Source organism: Cellulomonas sp. GTC20042 (assembly GCF_055389595.1).
In genome coordinates this window covers 1816335-1840605 of sequence record NZ_AP043678.1, presented here as the reverse complement: position 1 = coordinate 1840605, position 24271 = coordinate 1816335, and the positions used below count along the sequence as shown (strand labels likewise).

Sequence of the window (24271 nt, the reverse complement as noted above, 5' to 3'; positions counted from 1 at the left end):
CCTTCCTGCTGCCACCTGAGGTCCCCCGCAGTCTGCCACGGATCCGAACACGTGTACGAACGCCGCGCGGCGCGCGCTCACAGCCGGACCGCGCGCCGTGCCTTCTGCTCGGCGGCGGCCCACGCCTGCTGCGCCGCCGTCATCGACCCCGGGGCGCGCTGCGGGGCGCCGACCGCGCCGGCGGGACGCCACAGGTGGCAGATCGCCAGCGCGAGCGCGTCGGCGGCATCGGCGGGCTTCGGGATCTCGTCCAGGCTGAGCAGCCGGGCGACCATCGTCTGCACCTGCGCCTTGTCGGCCCGGCCGTTGCCGGTGACGGCAGCCTTGACCTCGCTGGGCGTGTGCAGGGCCACCGGCACCCGGTGCCGCGCGGCCGCGAGCATCGCGATCCCGGCGACCTGCGCGGTGCCCATCACGGTCCGCAGGTTGTGCTGGGCGAACACCCGCTCGACGGCGAGGGTGTCCGGGGCGTGCTCCTCGATCCACTCGTCCAGGGCGGCGGCCACCCCGAGCAGCCGCTGGTCGATGTCCTCGCCCGGGTCGGTGCGGGCCACGCCGACCGCGACCATCCGGGCACGGCGGCCCGGCAGTCCGTCCACGACGCCCAGACCGCAACGGGTCAGACCCGGATCCACTCCCAGCACGCGCACCCGGCCATCCTCGCAGGCCCCCGGACGCGACGGACGCCAGGGTGCGCACCCGGCGTGTCCGGGCGGCACCCTGGCGTCCAGGGTCGTGCGTGCAGCGGTCACCAGGACCGCGCGGGGATCAGTCGGCGTCGAGCTCCGCCATGACCTCGTCCGAGGCGTCGAAGTTCGCGTAGACGTTCTGCACGTCGTCCGAGTCCTCGAGCGCGTCGATCAGCCGCAGCACCTTGCGGGCGCCCTCGGCGTCGACCTCGATCTGCGTGGCCGGGTAGAACACCACGTCGGCGGAGTCGTACTCGATGCCGGCGTCCTGCAGGGCCGTGCGCACCGGGACCAGGTCGGTCGCCTCGGACAGCACCTCGAAGGAGTCGCCCGCGTCGTTGATCTCCTCGCCGCCGGCCTCGAGCACCGCCTCCATCACGGCGTCCTCGCTGGTGCCCTCCTTGGGGACCATGACGACGCCCTTGCGGGAGAACAGGTAGGCCACCGAGCCCGGGTCGGCCATCTGGCCGCCGCTGCGGGTGAACGCGACGCGCACGTCGGCGGCGGCGCGGTTGCGGTTGTCGGTGAGGCACTCGACCAGGAACGCGACGCCGCCGGGGCCGTAGCCCTCGTAGAGGATCGTCTGGTAGTCGGCGCCGCCGGCCTCCTGGCCGGAGCCGCGCTTGATCGCGCGGTCGATGTTGTCGTTCGGGACCGAGGTCTTCTTCGCCTTCTGGATGGCGTCGAAGAGCGTCGGGTTGCCCGCGGGGTCACCACCGCCCGTGCGGGCGGCGACCTCGATGTTCTTGATGAGCTTCGCGAAGAGCTTGCCGCGCTTCGCGTCGATCACGGCCTTCTTGTGCTTCGTGGTGGCCCACTTGGAGTGACCCGACATTCCGTACCCTCTCGTTTCCGCGGTCGACCTGCGCTCCCCCGGCCGGTGCGTCGCGCGACCGCCACAGCACCGCGGCGATCAGCGCGTCGCTCTCACAGGGCGTCGCGGACGATCTCGACGAACAGCCGGTGCACCCGCGTGTCCCCCGTCACCTCCGGGTGGAAGGACGTGGCGAGCAACGAGCCCTGGCGCACCGCGACGATCCTACCGGCGGCGGGCCCCGACTCGACCCGGGACAGGGCGGTGGCCGCCGGACCGATCTCGTCCACCCACGGCGCGCGGATGAACACGGCGTGCACCGGCTGCTCCGCGCTGTCCGCGATGCCGTCGATCCGCAGGTCGGTCTCGAAGGAGTCCACCTGCCGGCCGAAGGCGTTCCGGCGGACGGTCACGTCCAGGCCGCCGAGCGTGCGCTGGCCCTCGATCCCGCCGACGATCCGGTCCGCCAGCAGGATCATCCCGGCGCAGGAGCCGTAGGCCGGCATGCCCGCGCGCAGGCGCTCGCGCACCGGCCCGTCCAGCTCGAAGGCGCGCAGCAGCTTGTCGATGGTGGTCGACTCGCCGCCCGGCAGCACCAGGCCGTCCACGGCGTCCAGCTCGGAGGTGCGGCGCACCGGCACCGCGCGGGCACCGCTCGCGGACAGTGCGGCCAGGTGCTCGCGCACGTCGCCCTGGAGGGCGAGCACGCCGATCGTCGGGGTGGAGGGGGAGGTCACGGGTCTCATCCTACGAATCGACGCGACCGCTCGGCGACCATCCCCCGACGCGCCCTCGGGTCAGGCGACCGGGACGGCCCCGTCGACCTCGACCAGCGGGTCGACGTCCCAGCCGTGCACCAGGTCGGCCAGCCGGCCCAGGCCCTCGAGCAGCCCGGCCCGCTCGCTGGCCAGCGACACGCGCACCATGCCCTCGCCGCCGGCCCCGAAGGCGCTGCCCGGGGAGACCGACACGTGCCGCTCGTCCAGCAGCCGCAGCGCGAAGGCCTCGGAGTCGTCGGTGGCGGCGGACACGTCCACCATCAGGTAGAACGCGCCCTGCGGCTCCACCGAGGGCACCCCGCGCTCCGCGAGCAGCGCGCGGGCGGCGTCCCGGCGCTCCCGGTAGGAGTCGACCGCCTTAGCGACCTCGTCCTGCGGGCCGGTGAGGGCGGCGAGCGCGGCGCGCTGGCCCACCGAGGAGGGGCAGGCGACGGTGGCCTCGGCGACCTGGCCGAGCAGGTCGACCACCATCTCGCTGCGGGAGACGACGTAGCCGATCCGCCAGCCGGTCATGGCGTAGGTCTTGGAGAAGGAGAAGAAGGTGACCACGCGGTCGTCGGTGTCGAAGGACGCGGGGCTGACGTGCGGCTGGTCGAAGGTGATCGCCTCGTAGCACTCGTCGGAGAACACCCACAGGTCGTGGCGGCGGGCGATGTCCACCACGCCGGCCAGCAGCTCGGCGGGGTACATCGCGCCGGTGGGGTTGTTCGGCGAGCAGACCACCAGGATCTTCGTCGCCGGGGTGATCGCGGCCTCGATGTCGGCGAGCGTCGGCACGAAGCCGTTCTCGGCCCGCGCCGGGTAGGTGCCGACCTGCACGCCGGCGGCGACGGCGGCCATCCGCCAGTTCGGGAACTCCGGGTCCGGCAGCAGCACCTGGTCGTCCGGGCCGGCCAGCGCGTTGATCGCCATCGCCAGGCCGTGCATGGCTCCGTGCGTCACCACCACGTCGTCCGCGGTGACGTCCAGGCCGTTGACCCGGCGGACCTTCTCCGCGAGCGCGGCGCGCAGGTCCGGCGTGCCGGTGCTGGACGTGTAGGCGGTGTGCCCGGCGGCGGCGTCGCGCGACGCGGCGGCCACCACGTGCGCGGGCGTCGTCGCGTCGGGCTCGCCGATCTCGAGACGGATCGCCTCGGGGTCGCGCATGGCGAGCTCCATCAGCGTACGGATGCCGCTGCGGTGGATCTGGGTCACGGAGGAGGTGGAGGTGGGCACGGGCCGACCCTAACCGATCCTCCGGCCCGGAAGTTACTCCCCAGTACGCCTCAGGCGTCGTGCTGGGTGCCCAGGTGCCGGACGGTGCCGTCCCACCCCGTCAGCAGCGGGCGCACCAGGCCGACCAGCCCCTCCGGGAACACCTCGATCCGCACCTCGGCCAGGTCGTCCAGCGCCCACCAGCGCACCTCGTCCATCAGCGCGGTCTCGACCTCGGTCCAGCCGTCGTGCCGCAGCGTCAGGCCGGAGGGCACCCGGGCCAGGTAGAACACCTCGTCCTGCCGGCAGGTCTGCGCGAAGAAGTCGAAGACCGCCGAGCGGGTGAGCACCGGGCCGACGATCTCGTCCTCGCCCAGCACGAGGCCGGTCTCCTCCCGGAGCTCGCGCAAGGCGCCCTGCGCGTCCGACTCCCCCGGCTCGATCCCGCCGCCGACGGTGAACCACCAGGAGCGCTCCGGCTGGTCCAGGTCGTGCCCGCGCAGCAGGAGCAGCCGGTCCTCGGCGTCGAGCAGGATCACCCGGGCGGCCCGGCGGAACGGCACCCCGTCCGGCCCCGGCACCCACTCGTCGCTGAGCGTCGAGGGCACGCTCGGCGCGGGCGCGACTGCTCCGGGAACGGCGGACGGCCCGCCCTCCCCCTGCGGGGCGGACGGGCCGTCGACGGGAGACGTGCTGCTCACCAGCCGCGGTCGGCGAGGCGGTGCGGCACCGGCACGTCGTCGACGTTGATGCCGACCATGGCCTCGCCCAGGCCGCGGGAGACCTTGGCGATCACGTCCGGGTCGTCGTAGAAGGTGGTCGCCTTGACGATCGCGGCGGCGCGCTGCGCCGGGTTGCCGGACTTGAAGATGCCGGAGCCGACGAACACGCCCTCGGCGCCGAGCTGCATCATCATCGCCGCGTCGGCCGGGGTGGCGATGCCGCCCGCGGTGAACAGCACGACCGGCAGCTTGCCGTTCTTCGCGACCTCGGCGACCAGCTCGTACGGCGCCTGCAGCTCCTTGGCGGCGAGGAACAGCTCGTCCTCCGGCAGGGAGGTCAGGCGGCGGATCTCGTCGCGGATGGTGCGCATGTGGGTGGTGGCGTTCGAGACGTCACCGGTGCCGGCCTCGCCCTTGGAGCGGATCATCGCCGCGCCCTCGGTGATCCGGCGCAGCGCCTCGCCCAGGTTGGTGGCGCCGCAGACGAACGGGGCGGTGAACTGCCACTTGTCGATGTGGTGCGCGTAGTCCGCCGGGGTCAGCACCTCGGACTCGTCGATGTAGTCGACGCCGAGGCTCTGCAGCACCTGCGCCTCGACGAAGTGACCGATCCGGGCCTTGGCCATCACCGGGATCGAGACGGTCGAGATGATCCCGTCGATCAGGTCGGGGTCGCTCATCCGCGCCACGCCGCCCTGGGCACGGATGTCGGCGGGCACGCGCTCCAGCGCCATCACGGCCACCGCGCCGGCGTCCTCGGCGATCTTGGCCTGCTCGGCGGTGACGACGTCCATGATGACGCCGCCCTTCAGCATCTCGGCCATGCCGCGCTTGACGCGGGCGGTGCCGACCACCGAGGCGGTGTCGCTGGTCGTGGGCTGGGTGCTCTCGCTGGTCACGGTGTCCTCGCAGGATCGAAGGAGGGTGGGTTCCGCCACCCATCGTAGTCACCGCCCGGGCGGGCGGTTCCGGTGGTCACGGCGTGGACGCGCGTCACGTGTCGGCGCCGGGCGGGGCGCCCGGACGGCCCAGCGCGGGTGGCCAGGAGTCGTCCAGCTCGAGGGTCTGCGGCAGGGGCGCACGACCGGCCAGCCGCAGCGCGCGCACGACGCGACCGCGCCGCATCCGCTGCGCCTGGGCGACCGCCTCGTTGTGGAACCGGCGGGCGAGCTGCACCCGGTACCAGGCGTCGGCCAGGGCGTCGAGCAGGTCGTCGCCGCCCGGCTCGTCGCGGACCTCGGCGACCTCCTCGGGGTCGTCCAGCGCCTCGCGCAGGGTGGAGGACAGCTCGCTCTCGATCAGCCCGCGGTCCACCGTCGCCCGGTCCTCGCCGACCAGCTCGGTCGGCAGCGGCCCCATGCCCTGCGTGCCGGGGGTGCCCGCGCTGATCGACGCCCAGGACGCCTCGCCGACCAGCACGGAGCTGACCGGGTCGAGCAGCCCGGAGGCGGCCAGCGTCGAGGCGGCGGACGCCCGGCGCATCAGCTGGGTGTCCACCACGGCGCGGGAGGCCTCGACCTTGCGGTGCAGCCGGTCGATCCGGGAGGCGGAGACCCACGTCCACCAGACCAGCACCACCAGCACGGCCACCACGAGCACGGCGGTCTCGGACCAGCTCATCGGGCGTCCTCCTCCCCGCGCATCCGGCGCAGGTCGAGCCGGCGGGCACCGCGCCGCGACGTCGGGTCCTCGCCGACCGGCGCCTCGCTGCCCTCGACGGCCATCTCGTAGACGGTGAGGATCTCGTGCGCCACCGAGGACCAGTCGTAGCGCCAGACCGCGCGCGCACCGGCCTCGGCCACCGCCGCGCGCCGCTCCGGGTCGCCCAGCAGCTCGATCAGGGTGCGTGCCAGGTCGGCGCTGTCGCCGGTGCGGAACAGCACGCCGGCGTTCCCCTCGTCCAGCACCCGACGGAAGGCGCCCAGGTCGCTCGCGACCACGGCGGTGCCGGCGCTCATCGCCTCGACCAGCACGATCCCGAAGGACTCGCCGCCGGTCTGCGGCGCCACGTACACGTCCGCCGAGGCGAGCAGCCGGGCCTTGTCCTCGTCGCTCACCCCGCCGACGAACTCGACGGCGGCGGCGTCCTCGCCCAGCAGCTCGCGGACGTCGTCCGGCCCGGTCTCGCCGCGCCCCACCACCAGCACGCGCACCCCGGGGACCGCCCGGCGCAGCGCGGGCACGGCCTCCAGCAGGACCGGCAGTCCCTTGCGCGGCTCGTCCAGCCGGCCGAGGAACACCACGGTCGGCGCCTCGGGCGTGCCGGTCCACCGCGGGTCCTTCTCGACGTGGAACGCGTCCACGAACACGCCGTTCGGGATCACCACGGCGTCGCCGCCCAGGTGGTCCACCAGCGTGCGGCGGGCGTCCTCGGACACCGCGATCCGGGCGCTGATCTTCTCCAGCGACTGCCGGACCAGCGGGTACGCGATCTGCAACGAGCGCGAGCGCACCAGGGAGGAGTGGAAGGTCGCGACGACCGGGCCGTCCGCGATCCACAGCGCCAGCATCGACAGCGAGGGCGTCACCGGCTCGTGCAGGTGCAGCACGTCGAACCGCCCCGCCTCCAGCCAGCGGCGCACCCGCGCGGCGGTCATCGGACCGAAGGTCAGCCGGGCGACGGCGCCGTTGTAGCGCACCGGCACCGCCTTGCCCGCCGAGGTCATGTACTCCGGGATCGGGGTGTCCTCGTCGGCCGGGGCCAGCACCGAGACGCTGTGCCCGCGCCCGATCAGAGCCTCGGCGAGGTCCCGCACGTGGAACTGCACACCGCCGGGCACGTCGAAGGAGTACGGGCAGACGATCCCGATCCGCAGCGGGCGCTCCGGACGCTCCAGCGCGTCGAGGCCGGGCACGCCGGTCATGCGCCCGCCGCCTCGTCCGCCAGCGTCTTCGCGTAGCGCTCCGGGTCGAGGTCGGCCACGAAGACCTTCTGCAGCATGTGCCAGTCCTCCGGGTGCCGGTCGATGCCGTCCGCGAGCGCGTCCACCCACAGCTGGGTCAGCGTCGGCACACGCTCGTTCTTCGGCAGGTCCGCCGGCACGGTCAGCAGGGGGCCGAACTCGATCACCAGGCCCCACGGGGTGCCGGCCGCGCGACGCCGGGCACCGGTCAGCCGCTCGTAGGAGAGCACCGCGGTCACCAGAGGCGCCCCGGTGGACACCGACAGGGCCGCCGGGCCCGCCGCCACACGGGCGCGCTCGCCGAACATCGTCACCTCGACCCCGCGGGCCGTCAGGTCGCGGTCGGCCAGCAGCGGCACCAGTCCCCCGCCGGGCTTCTTCACCGCGCGGACCAGCTCGCGGAACACCCCGCCGCCGGCGGTCTCGAGCGGGATGATCTCCAGGCCGATCGACTCGCGGAACGCCAGGAACTCCTGGAACAGCGCCTCCGGCTTCAGCCGCTCGGCGACCGTCACGGTCCGCCCCAGGTGCTTCGTGGCCCAGGCACCGGCCAGGTCCCAGTTGCCCAGGTGGCCCAGCGCCATCACGACCATCCGGCCGCTCGCGATCTCCTCGACCACCTGGTCGCCGTCCGCCAGCCGCACCCGCGCGGTGATCTGCTCCGGCGTCGACCCGGACAGCGCGAACGCCTCGCCGAAGTACCGCATGTACGAGCGCATCCCGGCCAGGCTCAGCCGGCGCAGCTCGCGCGGGTCGGCGTGCGGGCGCACCCGCCGCAGGTTGGCCTCCAGCTGACGCACCCCGCCACCCCGGCGCAGCCAGGTCACGTCGGCGACCAGCCGGAACGCGCCGCGCACCACGGCGTCCGGCAGGCGACCGGTGACCCGCCAGGCGAAGGCGTACAGCGCGGCGACGTCCGGGCCGCGACGGGTGCGCGGCGTGCTGCTCTCCTGCGTCACGCGGCGTCCACCGCCTGACGCCGGACCACGACCATCCGCTGGATCACCGTGACGAACGAGGCCACCGCGAGCAGCCCGAGCACCACGACCAGCACGACCTGCGGGACCCCGACCCCGATCAGCGCGGTGGCGACCAGCACGGCGGCCAGCCGGTCCGCGCGCTCCGCGATCCCGACCTGCGCGGTCATGCCCAGGCCCTCGGCACGGGCCCGGGCGTAGGGCACGATCGCGCCGAGCACGAGGCAGGCCAGCGCGAGCCCGGCGCCCCAGGTCGAGTCGCCCTCGCCGATGAACCACAGCACCAGGCCGCTGAAGATCGCCGCGTCGCCGAAGCGGTCCAGCGTCGAGTCCAGGAAAGCCCCCCACGGGCCGGAGCGGCCGGCGCGCCGGGCCATCACCCCGTCGAGGGAGTCGGTGAGCGCGAAGAACGCGATGATCAGGCTCGCGGCCAGGAAGTGCCCGGTCGGGAACAGCCAGAGCGCGGTCGCGACCACCAGGACGGTGCCGGTGATCGTCACCGCGTCCGGCGACACCCCGCGCTTGAGCAGCACGTCGGCCACCGGGGTGAACAGGCGGGTCATGGCGCCGCGCAGTCGGTTCAGCACGTGCGGGTCACTCCTCGGTCGTCGGCCACGCCGCGGCCAGCCGGGCGCGGGTGTCGTGCAGCAGCTCCGGCAGCGCGCGGGTCTGCCCCACCACGGGCAGGAAGTTCGCGTCCCCCGCCCAGCGCGGCACGACGTGCTGGTGCAGGTGCGCGGCGATCCCGGCCCCCGCCACGTCGCCCTGGTTCATGCCCAGGTTGAAGCCGGCCGGTGCGCTGACCTCGCGCAGCACGCGCATGGCGGTGCGGGTCAGCTCGGCGACCTCCACCACCTCGGCGGGCTCCAGGTCGGTGTAGTCGGCCACGTGCCGGTACGGGCAGACCAGCACGTGCCCGCCGTTGTACGGGTACAGATTGAGCAGCACGTAGGCGGTGGTGCCCCGGGCGACGATCAGCGCGTCCTCGTCGGGAAGCGACGGCGCCCGGCAGAACGGGCACTGCGACCCGGCGGCGGAGTCGTCCGGCTTGTTCTCTCCGCCGATGTACGCCATCCGGTGCGGCACCCACAGCCGGCCGAAGCCGTCCGGCACCCCGGGCAGGGTGCCGGCCGGCTCCGGCACGACGTCGCCGTCAGACCTGGGCATGGTCACGGACCGCGGACACGATCCGCTCGACCGCCTCGGCCACCGGCACGCCGTTGTCCTGGTGACCGTCGCGGTACCGGAAGGACACCGCACCCGCCTCCGCGTCCTCGCCGCCCGCGATCAGCACGAACGGGATCTTCTGCGTGCTCGCGTTGCGGATCTTCTTGCCGAAGCGGTCGCTGGAGCGGTCCACCTCGGCGCGGATCCCCTGCGCGCGCAGCTGCGCGACGACCTCGTCCAGGTACGGCTCGAAGGGCTCCGCCACCGGCACCGCGAGCACCTGCACCGGCGCCAGCCAGGCCGGGAACGCGCCCGCGTAGTGCTCGGTCAGCACCGCGAAGAACCGCTCGATCGAGCCGAACAGCGCGCGGTGGATCATCACCGGGCGCTGCCGGGTGCCGTCCGAGGCGGTGTACTCGAGCTCGAAGCGCTCGGGCAGGTTGAAGTCGAGCTGGATGGTCGACATCTGCCAGGTGCGGCCGATCGCGTCCTTGGCCTGCACGGAGATCTTCGGGCCGTAGAACGCCGCGCCGCCCGGGTCCGGCACCAGGTCCAGGCCGGAGGCGGTGGCGACCTCCTCCAGGGTGCGGGTCGCCTCGTCCCACACCGCGTCGTCGCCGACCGACTTCTCCGGGTTGCGGGTGGACAGCTCCAGGTAGAAGTCGTCCAGGCCGTAGTCCTTGAGCAGGTCGAGCACGAAGGTGAGCAGGCTGGTCAGCTCGTCCTTCATCTGCTCGCGGGTGCAGTAGATGTGCGCGTCGTCCTGGGTGAAGCCGCGGGCACGCGTCATGCCGTGCACCACGCCGGACTTCTCGTACCGGTACACCGTGCCGAACTCGAACAGCCGCAGCGGCAGCTCACGGTACGAGCGCCCGCGCGAGCGGTAGATCAGGTTGTGCATCGGGCAGTTCATCGGCTTGAGGTAGTAGTTCTGCCCCGCCTTGCGGACGTTGCCGTCGGCGTCCCGCTCCTCGTCGAGCTGCATGGGCGGGTACATGCCGTCGGCGTACCAGTCCAGGTGCCCGGAGGTCTGGAACAGCTGCTCCTTGGTGATGTGCGGGGAGTTCACGAAGGAGTAGCCCGCCTGCACGTGCCGGCGGCGCGAATACTCCTCCATCTCCATCCGGATGATGCCGCCCTTGGGGTGGAACACCGCCAGGCCGGAGCCGATCTCGTCCGGGAAGGAGAACAGGTCCAGCTCGGTGCCGAGCCGACGGTGGTCGCGGCGCTCGGCCTCGGCGATCCGGTCCAGGTACGCCTTGAGCTCGTCCTTGGTCGGCCACGCGGTGCCGTAGATCCGCTGGAGCTGCGGGTTCTTCTCGCTGCCGCGCCAGTACGCCGCCGCCGAGCGCATCAGCTGGAAGCCGTTGCCGAGCAGCTTCGTGCTGGGCAGGTGCGGGCCGCGGCACAGGTCCTGCCAGACGACCGTCTCGGACTCACGGCCGGCGCCGCGCACGTTCTGGTAGAAGGTCAGACCGCCCTCGCCGACCTCGACGGAGGCGCCCTCGCCCGCCGTCGCAGCGGTGGACTTCAGGCCGATCAGCTCCATCTTGTACGGCTCGCCGGCCTCGATCGCCCGCGCCTCGTCGTCGGTGACCTCCACCCGGCGGAAGGTCTGCCCCTCCTTGACGATCCGGGACATCACCTTCTCCAGGGCGCGCAGGTCCTCCGGGGTGAACGGGGTCTCGACGTCGAAGTCGTAGTAGAAGCCGTCGGTCACCGGCGGGCCGATGCCGAGCTTGGCGGTCGGGTTGACCTCCTGCACCGCCTGCGCGAGCACGTGCGCGGCCGAGTGGCGCAGCACGGCCAGGCCGTCCGGGGAGTCGATCGTCACGGCCTCGACGGTGGCGCCGTCCGGCAGCGGGCGGGACAGGTCCCACAGCTCGCCGTCCACGCGGACCACGACGACCTCGCGGCGAGAGGAGAACAGGTCCGCCCCCGTCGTCCCGGTCTCGGCGGTGGTGCTCGTGCCGTCGACGGTCAGGGTGATGGGTTCGGGCACGGTGCCTGCTCTCCTTCCGGCCCGCACCTCGCGCGCGGACGCAGGTCGATGCTACCGACCGCGTGAGTCCTGCCGGCACCGTGCGCGGACGTGTCCGGGAAACGCGAACGGCCCCCGGTCCACGAGGGACCAGGGGCCGTCAGCCGGTGGGCGATACTGGGTTCGAACCAGTGACCTCTTCGGTGTGAACGAAGCGCGCTACCACTGCGCCAATCGCCCGGCAGGTGAGTACGTTACCTGATCGGCGGGGGTGCTCGCGAACCGGCTCCGTCCACCCGCTCGATCCGCCGCGTGCACCCGTGCCGGAGCCGGCGGGACCACCCGGAGGACTCCCACCGGGTGAAGTTCCGTGCCGGCCCTCGGCGGAACCGCACGGGCCTGTCATGATGTCAGTCTCGCGCCCGGTGAACTCGTGAGACGTGAAGGAGGATGCGGTGGCCCAGCGCTCGTACGACGTCGTCGAGTCCGTCGCCATGCAGCTCATCAGCTCCGACGCCAGCGTCCTGCCGGTCACCGCGGAGCTGTCGTACCGCGCCGGCGACCCCTACACGGTGCGTGCCGTGTTCACCTCGCCCCAGTCCACCTCGGTGTGGCTGCTCGGGCGCGAGCTGCTGCTCCAGGGCATGCTCGCCGACTCCGAGGACCCGGCCGGCACCGGTGACGTGCAGGTCTGGCGCGACGAGGACCCGATGTTCACGCTGATCTCGCTGACCGGCATCGAGGGCAGCGCGCTGCTCGCGGCGCCGTCCGAGCCGCTGGAGCGGTTCCTCACGGCCACCGAGCAGCTCGTCGCCCTGGGCACCGAGAGCGACCGCATGGAGAGCGAGATCACCGCGCTCATCGCGGCGCTGCTCACCGCCTGACCGGCCCGCCCGCTCAGTCCTCACCGGCCGCCACCCGGCGGTCCACCATCGCGCGCACGGCGTCGACCAGCGGCGTGCCCGCCACCGGCACGCCGTCCAGCGCGCGCACCGGCACGAAGCCGCGCAGGGCGTTGCTGATCGCCAGCCCCGCCTCCCCCGCCGTCACGCGCTCCAGCACCGACCACGGCACCTCGGCCTCCCGCACCGGCATGCCCTCCTCGCGCGCCCACCCCAGCACCAGCTCGCGCGCGATCCCCGGCAGGCAGCCGCTGGCGAGCGAGGGGGTGAGCAGCACGCCGTCGACCTCCACGTACACGTTCGAGGTGGCGCCCTCGCTGAGGTGCCCCCGGGTGTCGGCCAGCAGCGCCTCGTCCGCGCCGTGCTCGCGCGCGTCCGCCAGGGCCAGCGCGTCGGCGGCGTAGGCGGTCGACTTGTGCCCGGCCAGCGGCGAGCGCTCGTTGCGCACCCAGGCCGACCGCCGGGCCGTCGGCTCGCCGCGCACCGGGGCGGGTCCCCCGACCACCACCGGACCGGCGGGCGAGCCGATCGTCACCCGCACGCGCTGCACGTCCGGGCCCAGCACCGCCGCGACCCCTGCCCGCACCGCGCCGAGGTCGAGCGCCAGCCCCAGTGCCTGCGCCGACCGGGACAGCCGCGCCAGGTGCCGCTCGAGGGCCACCACTCGACCGTCGAGCACCCGGCAGGTCTCGAACAGCCCCAACCCGTGCGTGGCGACCGGGTCCTGCGCGCCGTAGACCGGCTCCGTGGGATCGATCAGGCGTCCACCGGCCCAGACCGTCATGCGTCCTCCTCCGTCGACGCCAGCGCGACCAGCCGCGCCGCCTTGAGCTCCGTCTCCGCCCACTCGCCCGCCGGGTCGCTGCCCCAGGTGATCCCGGCGCCGGTGCCGAAGCGCAGCACCCCGTCCGACCACCAGAACGTCCGGATGCCCACCGCCACCTCCGCGCGCACCGTGCCGTCCTCCGCCACCTCCACCCAGCCGACCGCCCCGCAGTACGGCCCGCGTCGCTCCGGCTCCAGCCGCTCGATCAGGTCCAGCGCCGCGCGCTTCGGCGCCCCCGACACCGATCCCGGCGGGTAGGTCGCCCCGAGCAGCCGCGCCCACAGGTCCCCCGCACCGAGCACGTCCGCCGCGATCCGCCCGCGCACCGTCGACACCAGGTGCACCAGCCCGGGGTGCCGCTCCACGCCGAGCAGCGTCGTCACCTCCACCGTGCCGGGCTCGCACACCTGCTGGAGGTCGTTGCGCACCAGGTCGGTGATCATCACGTTCTCCGCCCGGTCCTTGGCGGTCAGCCCCGCGGCGGTGACCGCCGTGCCCTTGATCGGCGCCGACGTCACCCAGCCGTCCTCGATCCGCAGGAACAGCTCCGGCGACGCGCTCACCACCCACACCGGCGGGACGTCGCCCCCGGCGGGCACGTGCACCCCGCCGGCGTAGGGGGCGGGGTTGCCGGCGGCCAGCACGGCCGCCAGGGCGCGCGCGTCGGGCTCGGTGCGCGCGGGGTCGGCTGCGGCGCCGTCGGCCGGGAGCGGGGCGCTCAGCACCCGGCAGAGGTTCGCCTGGTAGACGCCGCCCTCCCGGATCGTCGCCCGCACCCGCTGCACGGCGTCGGTGTACGCGGCCTCGTCGGCGGAGGTGGTCCACGCGTCGCGCCGGGGTCCGCGCCAGGGGCCGGCCGACGCGACGAGGGCTGTCGGCGGGGTCGGCGCGTCGGGGGCGACGGACGCGGGCGGCACGGCGTCGGTGCGTGCGAGGTCGGTGCGCCAGGCGTCGGTGCGCTCGGCGAACCGCCAGGCCGCCACCGGGCCCTCGAACTCCCCCACCAGCACCCAGTGCCCCGGCGCACGCAGCCGCTCCGGCTCCGCGGCGACGTCGGGCACGTGCTCCACCACCCCGCGCAGCGCGCGACCCACGAACCACGCCTCCCCCGGCGCACCGTCACGCTCGGGGCCGTCGACGGTGCCGAGGGGGTGCGCGAGCGGCGCGGGGGGCGTCGACGGGGCTCCGTGCGGGGGCATGGCGTCACGCTACCCGGGTGCTCCGCCGGTCCTCGGGCTGGTCGGCGTCGAGGAGTTCCGCATGATCACGCGGAACTTCAGCCGTGCAAGACGCCAGTTGGACTCTTCCCGGAATCTCAGGCTAGAGTTCTTCTCGCACCACGGAACACCGGGGAAAACGCCGGTGGGAAGTGACGCGCGGACGTGGCTCAGTGGTAGAGCATCACCTTGCCAAGGTGAGGGTCGCGGGTTCGAATCCCGTCGTCCGCTCGGAGGCAGACTCCCGGCCGACCTACCGGTCGCTGAGGACTGAGGTCTCAGGGTGGAGTGGCCGAGAGGCGAGGCAGCGGCCTGCAAAGCCGTATACACGGGTTCGAATCCCGTCTCCACCTCGTATGCACCCCGGGCGATTGGCGCAGCGGTAGCGCGCTTCCCTGACACGGAAGAGGTCACTGGTTCGATCCCAGTATCGCCCACCAGCACGAACCCCCAGGTCTCCTGACCTGGGGGTTCTGCCGTTCTGCGGCTCCATCGTTCTTCGGCCCTGCCGTTCTCCGGCACGGAGCGCGCCCGCTCACGGCTCCCCTGCCACGGCACGGTCGTCAGGGCACGACCAGGTCCCGACACATCGCCTCCGGCAGGTCCGGCAGCGCGGCCAGCACCTCGTCGCAGCTCCGTCGCTCGTTGATCCAGTCTCGTTCCACCCACGCCGGGATCGAGGCGTCGAACCACAGGACCGCGTACCGCCGGTCCGAGGGCACGTCACAGGTCGGCTCACCGTCCTGGGGGCCGCACAGCCCCGACGAGGGATCCACCCGGAAGATCATCCAGGTGCCGTCGCAGGACTCGATGCCCGTGCTCGCGCCGCGTGGTGCGTCGATCCGCGCGATGAACCGGCCGGTGTAGCCCTCGCAGGGGTCGGCGGGCGGTTCGCCGCAGCCGAGGAACTCGTCGCAGCGCTGGTACGCGCCGTCCGGCCCGGGCTCCCAGGTCTGCTCGTTCAGCACGAGCACCGCGCCGTCCGGCGACCGCCCGAGGTCGACCAGCACCTCGCCCGTCGCCGCGCCCTCGGCGCACGGGCCGCCGAACTGCTGGGTGGCATCCGAGACCGGCGCCGCGATCGTGGCGGAGAACATCCCGTTCTCCCAGACCGAGTGGGTGATCTCCGGCTGATCCGCACAGCTCGGGGCGACGGCCACGACCACCGTCCGCAGCAGCAGGCTGCTGGGCCCGTCGCCGGGCAGCACCTCGGTGACGTCCGCCACGGAGAGCGTCCAGCCGGTGGTGTCCGCGGGCGGATCGGCGGGGCCGGTGATCCCCGGGGTGGGCGCTGGCGGCACGGCGGCGCTGGCCGGCCCGCCCGACGCACCGGCCGAGCCGGGCGGGGTCGCGCACCCGGCGAGCAGCAGCACGAGGCCGAGGACGGCGCGGGCACCGGGCCGAGGGCGCGCACGGCCGGCACGCACCGGCAGGGCACGGGTGGCGGGCCCCGGCACGGCGGAGGTGGCACGGCGCCGCGCGATGGCCGGCGTCCGCGCCCGCCGATCGGCTGTCATGCCCGCGATCGTGGCACACCGCCCCGACCCGCGTGGCCGGTCCGCACGCTCAGGCGCCGGCAGCGACCGCGGTCGCCACCTCGCCCTCCCCCACCTCCGGGTCGAGCAGCTCCAGCAGCCGGGGGGCCAGGCTCGGCCCACGTCCGGTGATCGCGTGCACCACCCACCACGCCTCCTGCGCCAGCCGCACGGTGACCAGCCCGGCGGCCTGCGGCTTGGCCGCGACGTGCTGCGGCACCAGCGCGACGCCGAGCCCGCGGCCCACCAGGTCGAGCAGGGTGTGGATGTCGTTCACCGTGCAGCGGACCTGCCGGGTGACTCCGTGACCGGCGCAGACCGTGTCGTTCAGCGACCGCACGCCCCAGCTCGGGTGGAAGTCGACGAAGTCGTGCCCGGCCAGCGCGGACCACGGCAGGCGGGTGGTGGCGGCCAGCGGGTGCCCGGGCGGGCAGAGCAGCACCACCTCGCGGCGGCCGAGCTCGAACCGCTGCGCGCCGGCGAGGTGCTCCTCGGTGGCGACCAGGGCGAGGTCCAGGTCGCCGGATCGCACCGCCTGCACCAGCTCGTGCGAACCGGCCTGGGTGAAGGCGATGTCCACCTGCGGGTACCGGCGCCGGAACCGCTCCAGCAGCGGCGGCACGTCCACCACGCCGAGGCACTGCTCGGCGCCCAGCCGCAGCGTGCCGTCGAGCTCGCGCGTCGCCCGGACCACGGCGTCCCGACCGGCGGCGGCGCCGTCGAGCAGCGAGCGGGCGTGCGGCAGCAGGGCCAGGCCGGCGGCGGTCGGCGTGACGCTGCGGGTGCTGCGCGCGAACAGCCGGGTGCCGAGCTCGTCCTCCAGCGCGCGGATCGCCGCCGAGAGGCCGGACTGCGAGACGCCGCACAGCGCGGCGGCGCGGGTGAACTGCTGCTCCTCGGCGAGCGCGACGACGTACTCCATCTGCCGCAGATCCATTGATCGACTCCGCTTCTGAATGCCATGACCGTCAGTCGTTGGACTTCTGATGCCGAGGGTACCTAGGGTCGAGAGCACCGACGAGGACGTCACTCCAGGAGGAGCCCCACCCCATGAAGACCTTCACCCTGCCCGGCACCGAGATCGTCGCCCCGAACGTCGTGCTCGGCCTGATGCGCATCGCGGACAAGTCCGACGACGAGATCCGTACCCTGGTCCGCACGGCGCGCGACGCCGGCATCGACTTCGTCGACCACGCGGACGTCTACGGCGGCGACATGCACGAGTGCGAGGCGCGGTTCGCCGCCGCCATGGACCTCAGCCCGTCCGAGCGCGAGGCCGTCACCATCCAGACCAAGTGCGGCATCGTGAAGGACGGCCCGTACTTCGACTTCTCCTACGAGCACATCCTGGCGTCGGTGGAGGGCTCGCTGCAGGCGCTGCGCACCGACTACCTCGACATCCTGCTGCTGCACCGCCCGGACGCGCTGGTCGAGCCGGACGAGGTCGCCCGCGCCTTCGACGAGCTCGCCGCCGCCGGCAAGGTGCGCGCCTTCGGTGTCTCCAACCACACGCCGGGGCAGATCGAGCTGCTGCGTCGGTCCGTCCAGCAGCCGATCGTCGCCAACCAGCTCCAGCTGTCGATCACGCACGCCGCGATCGTGGCGCAGGGCGTCTCCGCGAACATGGTCGGCGCCGATCAGTCGGTCACCCGGGACGCCGGCGGCATCCTCGACTACTGCCGGCTGCACGACATCACCGTGCAGGCGTGGTCGCCGTTCCAGGGCGGGTTCTTCACCGGCACCTTCCTCGGCAACCCGGAGTACGCCGACCTCAACGCCGTGATCGACCGGCTGGCCGCGCAGTACGACGTGCCGCCGATCGCCATCGCGACCGCGTGGATCACCCGGCACCCCGCGCACATGCAGGTCGTGCTCGGCACCACCACGCCGGAGCGGGTGGCCGGTGCCGCGCAGGGCTCGGACCTGCCGCTGACCCGGGCCGAGTGGTACGAGCTGTTCCGCGCCGCCGGGCACATCGTGCCCTGATCCCGGGCGACAGACGACCGAGGCCGGGTGGCCGCTCCCTCACGGGGGCGACCACCCGGCCTCGTCTCGTCCCTGCCGGCCACCGATCGACCCCGGTCACCCGGATCGATCGGCCGCGCTCACCGGCTCAGGCGGCGTCCTCGTCCACCACCGCACCGGCGAACTGCGACTGGTACAGCCGGTGGTACGCGCCCTGCGCCTCGATGAGCGCGTCGTGCGTGCCCTGCTCCACGATCGCGCCGTGCTCCATCACGAGGATGAGGTCGGCGTCGCGGATCGTGGACAGCCGGTGCGCGATCACGAAGGAGGTGCGGCCCTGGCGCAGCGAGGCCATCGCCCGCTGGAGCAGCCGCTCGGTGCGGGTGTCCACCGAGGAGGTCGCCTCGTCCAGGATCAGCACCGAGGGCTGGGCCACGAACGCGCGGGCGATCGTGATCAGCTGCTTCTCCCCCGCCGACAGGTTGGCGGCGTCCTCCTCGAGCACGGTGTCGTACCCCTGCGGCAGCGAGTGCACGAAGCGGTCGACGTAGGTGGCCTGCGCCGCGGCGAGGATCTCCTCGTCCGTCGCGCTCTGCCGGCCGTAGCGGATGTTCTCGCGGATCGTGCCGGAGAACAGCCACGGGTCCTGGAGCACCATGCCGGTCCGGGCGCGGGCGTCGTGCCGGCTCAGGGTGGCGATGTCCTGGCCGTTCACCAGGATCCGCCCGCCGTCCAGCTCGTAGAACCGCATCAGCAGGTTGACCAGGGTGGTCTTGCCGGCGCCGGTCGGCCCGACGATCGCGACGGTCTGGCCGGGGCGCACCGTGAACGACAGGTCGGAGATCAGCGGCTGGTCCGCGCTGTACGAGAACGCCACGTGGTCGAACTCGATCGTGCCGTCGCCCTCGGCGGGTGCCGGCGCCTGCGGGTCGTCCGCGGACTGCTCGTCCTCGTCGAGCAGCTGGAACACGCGCTCGGCGGAGGCGGTGCCGGACTGCACCACCGCGGCCATGCCGCCCAGCTCGGACAGCGGCTGGGTGAACATCTGCGAGTACTGGATGAAGGCCTGCACCGAGCCGAGACCCATCGATCCGCTCGCGACCATGAGGCCGCCGACCACCGCGATCCCGACGTAGGTCAGGTTGCCGACGAAGGACATGCCCGGCCAGATGATCCCGGACAGGAACTGCGCCTTGAACGACGCCTGGTAGAGCTCCTCGTTCTCGGCGCGGAACTTGTCGCCGAAGTCCTGGCGGCGGCTGAACACCTTGACCAGCGCATGCCCGGAGAACGACTCCTCGACGCGTGCGTTCAGCCGGCCGACCTTGCGCCACTGGGTGCCGAAGGCCTTCTGCGACTTCGGGCCGATCACCCCGAAGATCACGCCCATCAGCGGGATCGACACCAGCGCGATCAGCGCCAGCTGCCAGGAGATCGAGAACATCATCACCAGCACGCCGATCACGGTGAGCACCGAGGTCAGCGCCGAGGACAGCGACTGCTGCATGGTCTGCGTGATGTTGTCGATGTCGTTGGTGACGCGCGAGATCAGCTCGCCGCGCTGCACCTTGTCGAAGTACGCCAGCGGCAGCCGGTTGATCTTCTGCTCGACCTGCTCGCGCAGCCGCCACATGGCCCGGACCATGACGACGTTGATGATGTAGCCCTGCGCCCACATGAGGAACGCCCCGGCCACGTACAGCGCCAGCACGGTCAGCAGCAGGCGGCCCAGCAGGTCGAAGTCGATGCCCGCACCGGGCACCAGGCCGTCCGCACCCTCGACGATCGAAGCGAAGGTGTCCTGACCCTGCGCGCGCAGCCCCTCGACGGCCTGCTCCTGCGTGATGCCCGCGGGGATCTGCCGGGACAGGAACCCGGTGAACACCGCGTCGGTGGCCCGGCCGAGCACCTTGGGGGCGAGCACGGTGAGCACCACGCCCGCCGCACCCATGATCGTCACCGCGATCAGCGCGGCGCTGTACGGGCGGAGCAGCCCGAGCATCCGCCCGAACGACTCCTTGAAGTTGTCCGCCTTGCCCGGGGCCACGGAGTCCCAGGAGTCGGCCGCGATGCGCGCCTGCTCGCCGAGCTCGATCTCGTACTTCTCGTCCTCGGTGAGCTCGGGCTCCGCCGGGGTGGTGGTCGTCTTGTCGCTCATGCGCCGGCCTCCACGGAGAGCTGGGACTCCGCGATCTCGCGGTAGGTCTGGTTGGTCTCGAGCAGCTGCTCGTGGGTGCCGAGCCCGGCCACGCGACCGTCCTCCAGCACGAGGATGGCGTCCGCGGAGGTCACGGTGGACACCCGCTGGGCGACGACGATCTTGGTGACGTCGGGAAGCTCGCGCCACAGCGCCTGCCGCAGCCGGGCGTCGGTCGCCAGGTCGAGCGCGGAGAACGAGTCGTCGAAGACCAGCACGTCCGGCCGGCGCACGATCGCGCGCGCGATGGCGAGCCGCTGCCGCTGCCCGCCGGAGACGTTGGTGCCGCCCTGGGCGATCCGGGCCTCCAGGCCGCCGTCCATCTGGGCGACGAAGTCGCTGGCCTGGGCGATCTCCAGCGCGCGCCACAGGTCGGCGTCGGTGGCGTCCGCGTCACCGAGGCGCAGGTTCGACGCGACCGTGCCGGCGAACAGGAACGGGCGCTGCGGCACCAGGCCGATGCTGCGCCACAGCCGCTCGAGCTCGACGTCCTTCACGTCCACGCCGCCGACCCGCACGGTGCCGCCGGTGACGTCGAACAGCCGCGGGATCAGCGAGACGAGCGTGGTCTTGCCGGCGCCGGTGGAACCGATCACGGCGAGCGTGTCGCCGGGGCGGGCGGTGAAGGTGATGCCGTCGAGCACCGGGTGCTCGGCCTCCGGGTAGGCGAAGGTGACGTCCTCGAAGGCGACCTCGCCGGGGCGCGGCAGGTCGTGCACCGGTTCGGCGGGCTCGGCCAGCGCCGTCTCGCTCGCCAGCACCTCGGAGATGCGCTCGGCGGACACCGCGGCGCGCGGGATCATCACCGTCATGAACGACGCCATCAGGACGCCGAACAGGATCTGGCCGATGTACTGCATGAACGCCAGCAGCGTCCCGATCTGCACGTCGCCCTTGTCGATCTCGATCGCACCGAACCAGATCACGCCGACCACGGTCACGTTGAGCACGAGCATCGCCAGCGGGAACAGCACGACGAACAGGGAGCCGATCTTGCGGCCGACGACCATGATGTCGGTGTTCGCGCCGCGGAAGCGCTCCGCCTCGATGTCCTCGCGCACGAAGGCCCGCACCACGCGCACGCCGGTGAGCTGCTCCCGCATGATGCGGTTCACCCCGTCCAGCTTGCCCTGGTAGGAGCGGAACAGCGGGACCATCCGGCTGATCACCACACCGGCGATGAGCAGCAGCGCCGGGACGGACACGCCGATCAGCCAGGACAGCCCGACGTCCTGGCGCAGCGCCATGACGATGCCGCCGATCGCGAGCATCGGCGCGCTCACCAGCATGGTCGCGCCCATCATCGCCAGCATCTGCACCTGCTGGACGTCGTTGGTGTTGCGGGTGATCAGCGACCCGGCGCCGAAGGTCGAGACCTCGCGCTCGGAGAAGCCGCTGACCCGCCCGTAGACGTCGTCGCGCAGGTCGCGGCCGACCTGCATGGCCGCGCGGGCGGCGAAGTAGGTGGCGATGATCGCGGCGACGATCTGTCCCAGCGAGACGGCGAGCATGAAGCCGCCGGTCCGCCAGATGTAGCCGGTGTCACCCAGGGCCACACCCTGGTCGATGATGTCGGCGTTCAGGCTGGGCAGGTAGAGCATGCCCAGCGCCGACGCGAGCTGGAAGACCAGCACGCCGGCGAGGTACCAGCGGTAGGGGCGCATGTAGCGCAGGAGCAGGCGGGCGAGCACGGAGGCCTCCGAGGGGTGGGCGCGGGGGTCGTCGATCTGGTGGGTGCACGCGGCCCGGCTGGGGACGGTCCGCGGTCTGCTGGACGAGGGTACGCACAGCCTCCGACATCCACCGCTTGATATGGAGGTTTTCGCACTCAGCCCCGGTGCCGGGCCCCGTGCGGGTGACCGAGGCCGGCGAGGACCTCCGCCGGCTCCGACCCGGAGCGCACGGGGAGGTGCACCTGCGCACGCCCCAGCACCAGGGTCACCGTCGTCACGCCCCGGTAGCGCGGGTCGGCCACCGCCCGCACGTCGGTGATCCCGGCGAGCGGCAGCACCAGCCGCGACCACGAGTGGTCCGGGGTCCGTCCCCGCACCAGCGGGTGCGCCCGCCCGAACACCTGGAGCTCGGTGGCGTCCGCGCACACCAGCACCGCGTGCAGCGTCATCGGGCGCAGGGCGTGCAGCAGCCGGGTCGGTCCGCCCGCCACCGGCGCGACGACCCGGCGGGGCTCGGCGGCGAGCGTGCGCACCCCCGGCGAGGAGCGCAGCGCGTCCCGGTACACGGTCATCAGCCCGAGCTCCCGGTCGCCCAGGGCGTGCCGGTCCAGCGGTCGCGCCGGCTCGGTGCCGCCCGCGTCCGCCGGCGTCGGCCAGGCCGCTGCCCGCAGCAGGTCGACGAGCTGCTGCACCGGCTCCGCGGAGGATCCGGAGAACCGCACCAGCACCTCGGACCCGTCGCGGGCCTGCACCCGCAGCCGACCGTCGAGCAGGTTGACCTGGGTGCGCACCGCGGCCACCTGGTCGTGGGCCACCTCGTGCCGGACCACCGCCGCGCCGTCCCGGCTCAGCACCGTGAGCCCGCGGTCGCCGAGCACGAGCAGGTGGTCGTAGAGATCCATGTCCGGCGTCGCGTCCCGCCGCTGCACGTCGCGCGGCACCTTGAGCACCAGTCGTTCGGCTGCCGGGTCGATCCCCTGGTCGCGGTACAGCCGCGGCAGCTCCTCGACCGAGCGCACCGGGTCGACCCACGGCCCGAACGCGTCGTACTCCGCCGTGCTGCCGGGCCCCTGCGCCGTCGTCGTCCGCACCATCGCGCACCTCCTCGTGCTCCTCGCGGCATCATCCCACCGCAGGTGCCCCGGGCCCAGGGCCTTCCCCTCGGGAGATCGCTCCCACCATGATGTGCTCCACGGGGGCAGCACCCGGGCGATGGGCAGCGCAGGACCCGGGCGACAGGTCCGGACGCGCTCCCCCACCCGGATCCCCGCGCGCCTGACCGGAGCCGATGCGCCCCGGTCGTCGATCCGGCGGGCCGACCAGGCCACCGCCGACACCGCACCGTGATCGCACCTCGCGCCGACATCCCCCTCGGGAGTCCCCATGAACGCTGCACCTCTGCCCACCAACGGCCCCGACGCCGCCGCACCCGACACCGTCGTGCTCGTGCACGGCCTCTGGATGACACCCCGCTCCTGGGAGCACTGGGTGCCCTACTACGAGGCGAAGGGGTACCGGGTGATCGCACCGGCCTACCCCGGCTTCGACATCGAGGTCGAGGCGCTCCGCGAGCGGCCGGAGATCATCGCCCGACTCACCGTCCCGGAGACCGTCGACCACCTCGCCGCCGTGATCGAGGGCCTGGGCAAGCCGCCGATCATCATCGGCCACTCCTTCGGCGGCACGCTGACCCAGCTGCTGCTCGCCCGCGGGCTGGGCGCCGCCGGCGTGGTGATCGACTCCGCACCGACCGAGAACGTCTACGTGACGCCGCCCTCGCAGCTCAAGTCGCTGCTGCCCGCGTTCACCCACCCGTCGAGCCGGCACGAGGCGCTGGCCTTCACGCCCGAGCAGTTCCACTACGCCTTCGCGAACACGCTCAGCCGCGAGGACTCCGACGCCGTGCACGCGAAGTACGCCATCGCGGCCCCGGGATCATGGATCTGGGCGTACGGGCTGATCGCGAACTTCAAGCCCGGTCACCAGGAGACCTGGGTCGACTACGCGCAGGACCGCGCACCGCTGCTGTTCATCGCCGGCGGGGAGGACCACATCATGCCCGCCTCGGTGAACCGCGGGAACGCCAAGAAGTACGAGAAGTCCCCGGCGATCACCGAGTACCAGGAGCTGCCCGGGCGCTCGCACTGGACCTGCGCGGAGCCGGGCTGGGAGGCCGTCGCCGACCTCGCGCTCGACTGGGCCGTCGAGCACGCCCGGACCACGCCGGTCGGGGCCGCCTGACCGCACGTCGGCACCGGTGCCCACCCGTCCCGCCTGTCGAGGCTGGTGGGCACCGGCGCGACGCGGCACCCGTGCGGGCGCTCCGCGCTCAGGCGTCGACGGCCGACTCCGCGGCGGCGGACCGGTGCAGCACCCGCGGGGCCAGCGCGTCGGGCATCGGCACCCGGCCGGGTCCGCCGTCGGCGAGCCACCCGCGCAGCGCGGCGGTGTCCTCGTCCCCGGCGAGCCGCTCGAACCACACCGGCCGACCGCCGGCACGCCGGCCGCCCGGTCCGGGGCGCACCACCAGCACGTCACCGCGCTCGCACTCGTCCAGGCACTCCACGGTGGTCACCCGCGCGACGTCCGCCAGGGCCGCGACCCGGGCCGCCTGACCGCCGGGGTGGTCGTCCCGACCCTCGAGGGTCTCCCCCGCGCACAGGCTGCACGCGGTCAGCCCGGGACGGTCGTCCGCCGTGTCGCTCGTGCTCACCGGCACAGGATACCCCC

General features: G+C 73.2%; 23 protein-coding genes and 4 tRNA genes. 6 read left to right on the top strand and 21 right to left on the bottom strand.

Annotation, left to right across the window (positions count from 1 at the left end):
- Window positions 1-77 precede the first annotated feature (77 nt).
- The 13 genes from ruvC to ACZ5HG_RS08390 all read right to left on the bottom strand — a co-directional run bounded on the left by ruvC (window position 78) and on the right by ACZ5HG_RS08390 (window position 11466).
- On the bottom strand, window positions 78-650 hold the full coding sequence (ruvC, locus tag ACZ5HG_RS08450; protein ID WP_464181759.1) for a crossover junction endodeoxyribonuclease RuvC: 573 nt from the start codon (window positions 648-650) through the stop codon (window positions 78-80).
- Window positions 651-768: 118 nt separating this feature from the next.
- A complete protein-coding gene (locus ACZ5HG_RS08445; RefSeq protein ID WP_464181758.1) occupies window positions 769-1524 on the bottom strand; it encodes a YebC/PmpR family DNA-binding transcriptional regulator in 756 nt (251 codons plus the stop codon).
- Window positions 1525-1616: 92 nt separating this feature from the next.
- On the bottom strand, window positions 1617-2249 hold the full coding sequence (gene pdxT / locus ACZ5HG_RS08440) for a pyridoxal 5'-phosphate synthase glutaminase subunit PdxT (protein ID WP_464181757.1): 633 nt from the start codon (window positions 2247-2249) through the stop codon (window positions 1617-1619).
- Between the two features lie 51 nt (window positions 2250-2300).
- On the bottom strand, window positions 2301-3497 hold the full coding sequence (locus tag ACZ5HG_RS08435) for a pyridoxal phosphate-dependent aminotransferase (RefSeq protein WP_464181756.1): 1197 nt from the start codon (window positions 3495-3497) through the stop codon (window positions 2301-2303).
- Window positions 3498-3547: 50 nt separating this feature from the next.
- Window positions 3548-4177, bottom strand: coding sequence for an NUDIX hydrolase (locus ACZ5HG_RS08430; protein WP_464181755.1), 630 nt, complete (start codon window positions 4175-4177; stop codon window positions 3548-3550).
- Entirely contained in the window at window positions 4174-5097 is a 924-nt protein-coding gene (gene pdxS / locus ACZ5HG_RS08425; protein WP_464181753.1) for a pyridoxal 5'-phosphate synthase lyase subunit PdxS, read from the bottom strand. The genes ACZ5HG_RS08430 and pdxS overlap by 4 nt, the downstream gene beginning before the upstream one ends.
- 94 nt (window positions 5098-5191) lie before the next feature.
- Window positions 5192-5818 carry a hypothetical protein gene (locus tag ACZ5HG_RS08420; protein ID WP_464181751.1) on the bottom strand — a complete coding sequence of 209 codons (627 nt, stop codon included), beginning with the start codon at window positions 5816-5818 and terminating at the stop codon, window positions 5192-5194.
- Entirely contained in the window at window positions 5815-7014 is a 1200-nt protein-coding gene (locus tag ACZ5HG_RS08415) for a glycosyltransferase family 4 protein (RefSeq protein ID WP_464182127.1), read from the bottom strand. The genes ACZ5HG_RS08420 and ACZ5HG_RS08415 overlap by 4 nt, the downstream gene beginning before the upstream one ends.
- A 44-nt stretch (window positions 7015-7058) precedes the next feature.
- Window positions 7059-8060 carry a phosphatidylinositol mannoside acyltransferase gene (locus ACZ5HG_RS08410; protein ID WP_464181749.1) on the bottom strand — a complete coding sequence of 334 codons (1002 nt, stop codon included), beginning with the start codon at window positions 8058-8060 and terminating at the stop codon, window positions 7059-7061.
- Window positions 8057-8665: a phosphatidylinositol phosphate synthase gene (gene pgsA / locus ACZ5HG_RS08405; protein ID WP_464181748.1), complete on the bottom strand. Its 609-nt coding sequence runs from the start codon at window positions 8663-8665 to the stop codon at window positions 8057-8059. The genes ACZ5HG_RS08410 and pgsA overlap by 4 nt, the downstream gene beginning before the upstream one ends.
- 7 nt (window positions 8666-8672) lie before the next feature.
- Window positions 8673-9245, bottom strand: coding sequence for an HIT family protein (locus ACZ5HG_RS08400; RefSeq protein WP_464181747.1), 573 nt, complete (start codon window positions 9243-9245; stop codon window positions 8673-8675).
- The gene (gene thrS, locus ACZ5HG_RS08395; RefSeq protein WP_464181745.1) at window positions 9232-11247 is read right to left on the bottom strand and encodes a threonine--tRNA ligase; all 2016 of its coding nucleotides are present in this window, start codon (window positions 11245-11247) and stop codon (window positions 9232-9234) included. Before thrS ends, ACZ5HG_RS08400 begins: the two co-directional genes overlap by 14 nt.
- A gap of 147 nt (window positions 11248-11394) precedes the next feature.
- Window positions 11395-11466, bottom strand: a tRNA-Val gene (locus ACZ5HG_RS08390).
- A 215-nt stretch (window positions 11467-11681) separates the two neighbouring features.
- Between ACZ5HG_RS08390 and ACZ5HG_RS08385 the strand changes: the two genes are divergently transcribed.
- Window positions 11682-12110 carry an SsgA family sporulation/cell division regulator gene (locus ACZ5HG_RS08385; RefSeq protein WP_464181743.1) on the top strand — a complete coding sequence of 143 codons (429 nt, stop codon included), beginning with the start codon at window positions 11682-11684 and terminating at the stop codon, window positions 12108-12110.
- A gap of 13 nt (window positions 12111-12123) precedes the next feature.
- Here the strand turns inward: ACZ5HG_RS08385 and ACZ5HG_RS08380 are convergent, their stop codons facing one another.
- Entirely contained in the window at window positions 12124-12912 is a 789-nt protein-coding gene (locus ACZ5HG_RS08380; RefSeq protein ID WP_464181741.1) for an aminotransferase class IV, read from the bottom strand.
- Complete coding sequence (locus ACZ5HG_RS08375) at window positions 12909-14153, bottom strand: chorismate-binding protein (protein WP_464181739.1); 1245 nt, start codon at window positions 14151-14153, stop codon at window positions 12909-12911. The genes ACZ5HG_RS08380 and ACZ5HG_RS08375 overlap by 4 nt, the downstream gene beginning before the upstream one ends.
- 177 nt (window positions 14154-14330) lie before the next feature.
- Between ACZ5HG_RS08375 and ACZ5HG_RS08370 the strand changes: the two genes are divergently transcribed.
- The 3 genes from ACZ5HG_RS08370 (at window position 14331) to ACZ5HG_RS08360 (ending at window position 14611) form a co-directional block, all read left to right on the top strand.
- A tRNA-Gly gene (locus ACZ5HG_RS08370) sits at window positions 14331-14402 on the top strand.
- Window positions 14403-14453: 51 nt separating this feature from the next.
- Window positions 14454-14524 (top strand) — tRNA-Cys (locus ACZ5HG_RS08365).
- 12 nt (window positions 14525-14536) lie between these two features.
- Window positions 14537-14611, top strand: a tRNA-Val gene (locus ACZ5HG_RS08360).
- A gap of 123 nt (window positions 14612-14734) precedes the next feature.
- Here the strand turns inward: ACZ5HG_RS08360 and ACZ5HG_RS08355 are convergent.
- A complete protein-coding gene (locus ACZ5HG_RS08355) occupies window positions 14735-15688 on the bottom strand; it encodes a hypothetical protein (RefSeq protein WP_464181738.1) in 954 nt (317 codons plus the stop codon).
- Between the two features lie 49 nt (window positions 15689-15737).
- Window positions 15738-16643, bottom strand: coding sequence for a LysR family transcriptional regulator (locus tag ACZ5HG_RS08350; RefSeq protein ID WP_464181737.1), 906 nt, complete (start codon window positions 16641-16643; stop codon window positions 15738-15740).
- A 113-nt stretch (window positions 16644-16756) separates the two neighbouring features.
- Here ACZ5HG_RS08350 and ACZ5HG_RS08345 point away from each other — a divergent pair, with 113 nt between their 5' ends.
- The gene (locus ACZ5HG_RS08345; RefSeq protein ID WP_464181735.1) at window positions 16757-17692 is read left to right on the top strand and encodes an aldo/keto reductase; all 936 of its coding nucleotides are present in this window, start codon (window positions 16757-16759) and stop codon (window positions 17690-17692) included.
- A gap of 127 nt (window positions 17693-17819) precedes the next feature.
- Here ACZ5HG_RS08345 and ACZ5HG_RS08340 read toward each other — a convergent pair whose 3' ends face one another.
- The 3 genes from ACZ5HG_RS08340 to ACZ5HG_RS08330 all read right to left on the bottom strand — a co-directional run bounded on the left by ACZ5HG_RS08340 (window position 17820) and on the right by ACZ5HG_RS08330 (window position 22635).
- The gene (locus ACZ5HG_RS08340) at window positions 17820-19829 is read right to left on the bottom strand and encodes an ABC transporter ATP-binding protein (RefSeq protein WP_464181734.1); all 2010 of its coding nucleotides are present in this window, start codon (window positions 19827-19829) and stop codon (window positions 17820-17822) included.
- On the bottom strand, window positions 19826-21559 hold the full coding sequence (locus tag ACZ5HG_RS08335; protein ID WP_464181733.1) for an ABC transporter ATP-binding protein: 1734 nt from the start codon (window positions 21557-21559) through the stop codon (window positions 19826-19828). Before ACZ5HG_RS08335 ends, ACZ5HG_RS08340 begins: the two co-directional genes overlap by 4 nt.
- A gap of 137 nt (window positions 21560-21696) precedes the next feature.
- Complete coding sequence (locus ACZ5HG_RS08330; RefSeq protein WP_464181732.1) at window positions 21697-22635, bottom strand: hypothetical protein; 939 nt, start codon at window positions 22633-22635, stop codon at window positions 21697-21699.
- Between the two features lie 289 nt (window positions 22636-22924).
- On the opposite strand from ACZ5HG_RS08330, the gene ACZ5HG_RS08325 reads away from it, so the two are divergent.
- Complete coding sequence (locus ACZ5HG_RS08325; RefSeq protein ID WP_464181731.1) at window positions 22925-23782, top strand: alpha/beta hydrolase; 858 nt, start codon at window positions 22925-22927, stop codon at window positions 23780-23782.
- Window positions 23783-23870: 88 nt separating this feature from the next.
- Here the strand turns inward: ACZ5HG_RS08325 and ACZ5HG_RS08320 are convergent, their stop codons facing one another.
- Window positions 23871-24254: a hypothetical protein gene (locus ACZ5HG_RS08320; RefSeq protein ID WP_464181729.1), complete on the bottom strand. Its 384-nt coding sequence runs from the start codon at window positions 24252-24254 to the stop codon at window positions 23871-23873.
- Window positions 24255-24271: the final 17 nt, after the last annotated feature.

Bases quoted from the DNA above. Each gene is read 5' to 3' on its own strand.
- ACZ5HG_RS08375 (WP_464181739.1), bottom strand. From the start codon at position 14,153: ATGCCCCCGCACGGAGCCCCGTCGACGCCCCCCGCGCCGCTCGCGCAC.
- ACZ5HG_RS08420 (WP_464181751.1), bottom strand. From the start codon at position 5,818: ATGAGCTGGTCCGAGACCGCCGTGCTCGTGGTGGCCGTGCTGGTGGTG.
- ACZ5HG_RS08330 (WP_464181732.1), bottom strand. From the start codon at position 22,635: ATGGTGCGGACGACGACGGCGCAGGGGCCCGGCAGCACGGCGGAGTAC.
- ACZ5HG_RS08380 (WP_464181741.1), bottom strand. From the start codon at position 12,912: ATGACGGTCTGGGCCGGTGGACGCCTGATCGATCCCACGGAGCCGGTC.
- ACZ5HG_RS08445 (WP_464181758.1), bottom strand. From the start codon at position 1,524: ATGTCGGGTCACTCCAAGTGGGCCACCACGAAGCACAAGAAGGCCGTG.
- ACZ5HG_RS08325 (WP_464181731.1), top strand. From the start codon at position 22,925: ATGAACGCTGCACCTCTGCCCACCAACGGCCCCGACGCCGCCGCACCC.
- ACZ5HG_RS08355 (WP_464181738.1), bottom strand. From the start codon at position 15,688: ATGACAGCCGATCGGCGGGCGCGGACGCCGGCCATCGCGCGGCGCCGT.
- pdxT (WP_464181757.1), bottom strand. From the start codon at position 2,249: ATGAGACCCGTGACCTCCCCCTCCACCCCGACGATCGGCGTGCTCGCC.
- ACZ5HG_RS08350 (WP_464181737.1), bottom strand. From the start codon at position 16,643: ATGGATCTGCGGCAGATGGAGTACGTCGTCGCGCTCGCCGAGGAGCAG.
- ACZ5HG_RS08345 (WP_464181735.1), top strand. From the start codon at position 16,757: ATGAAGACCTTCACCCTGCCCGGCACCGAGATCGTCGCCCCGAACGTC.
- ACZ5HG_RS08400 (WP_464181747.1), bottom strand. From the start codon at position 9,245: ATGCCCAGGTCTGACGGCGACGTCGTGCCGGAGCCGGCCGGCACCCTG.
- ACZ5HG_RS08340 (WP_464181734.1), bottom strand. From the start codon at position 19,829: ATGAGCGACAAGACGACCACCACCCCGGCGGAGCCCGAGCTCACCGAG.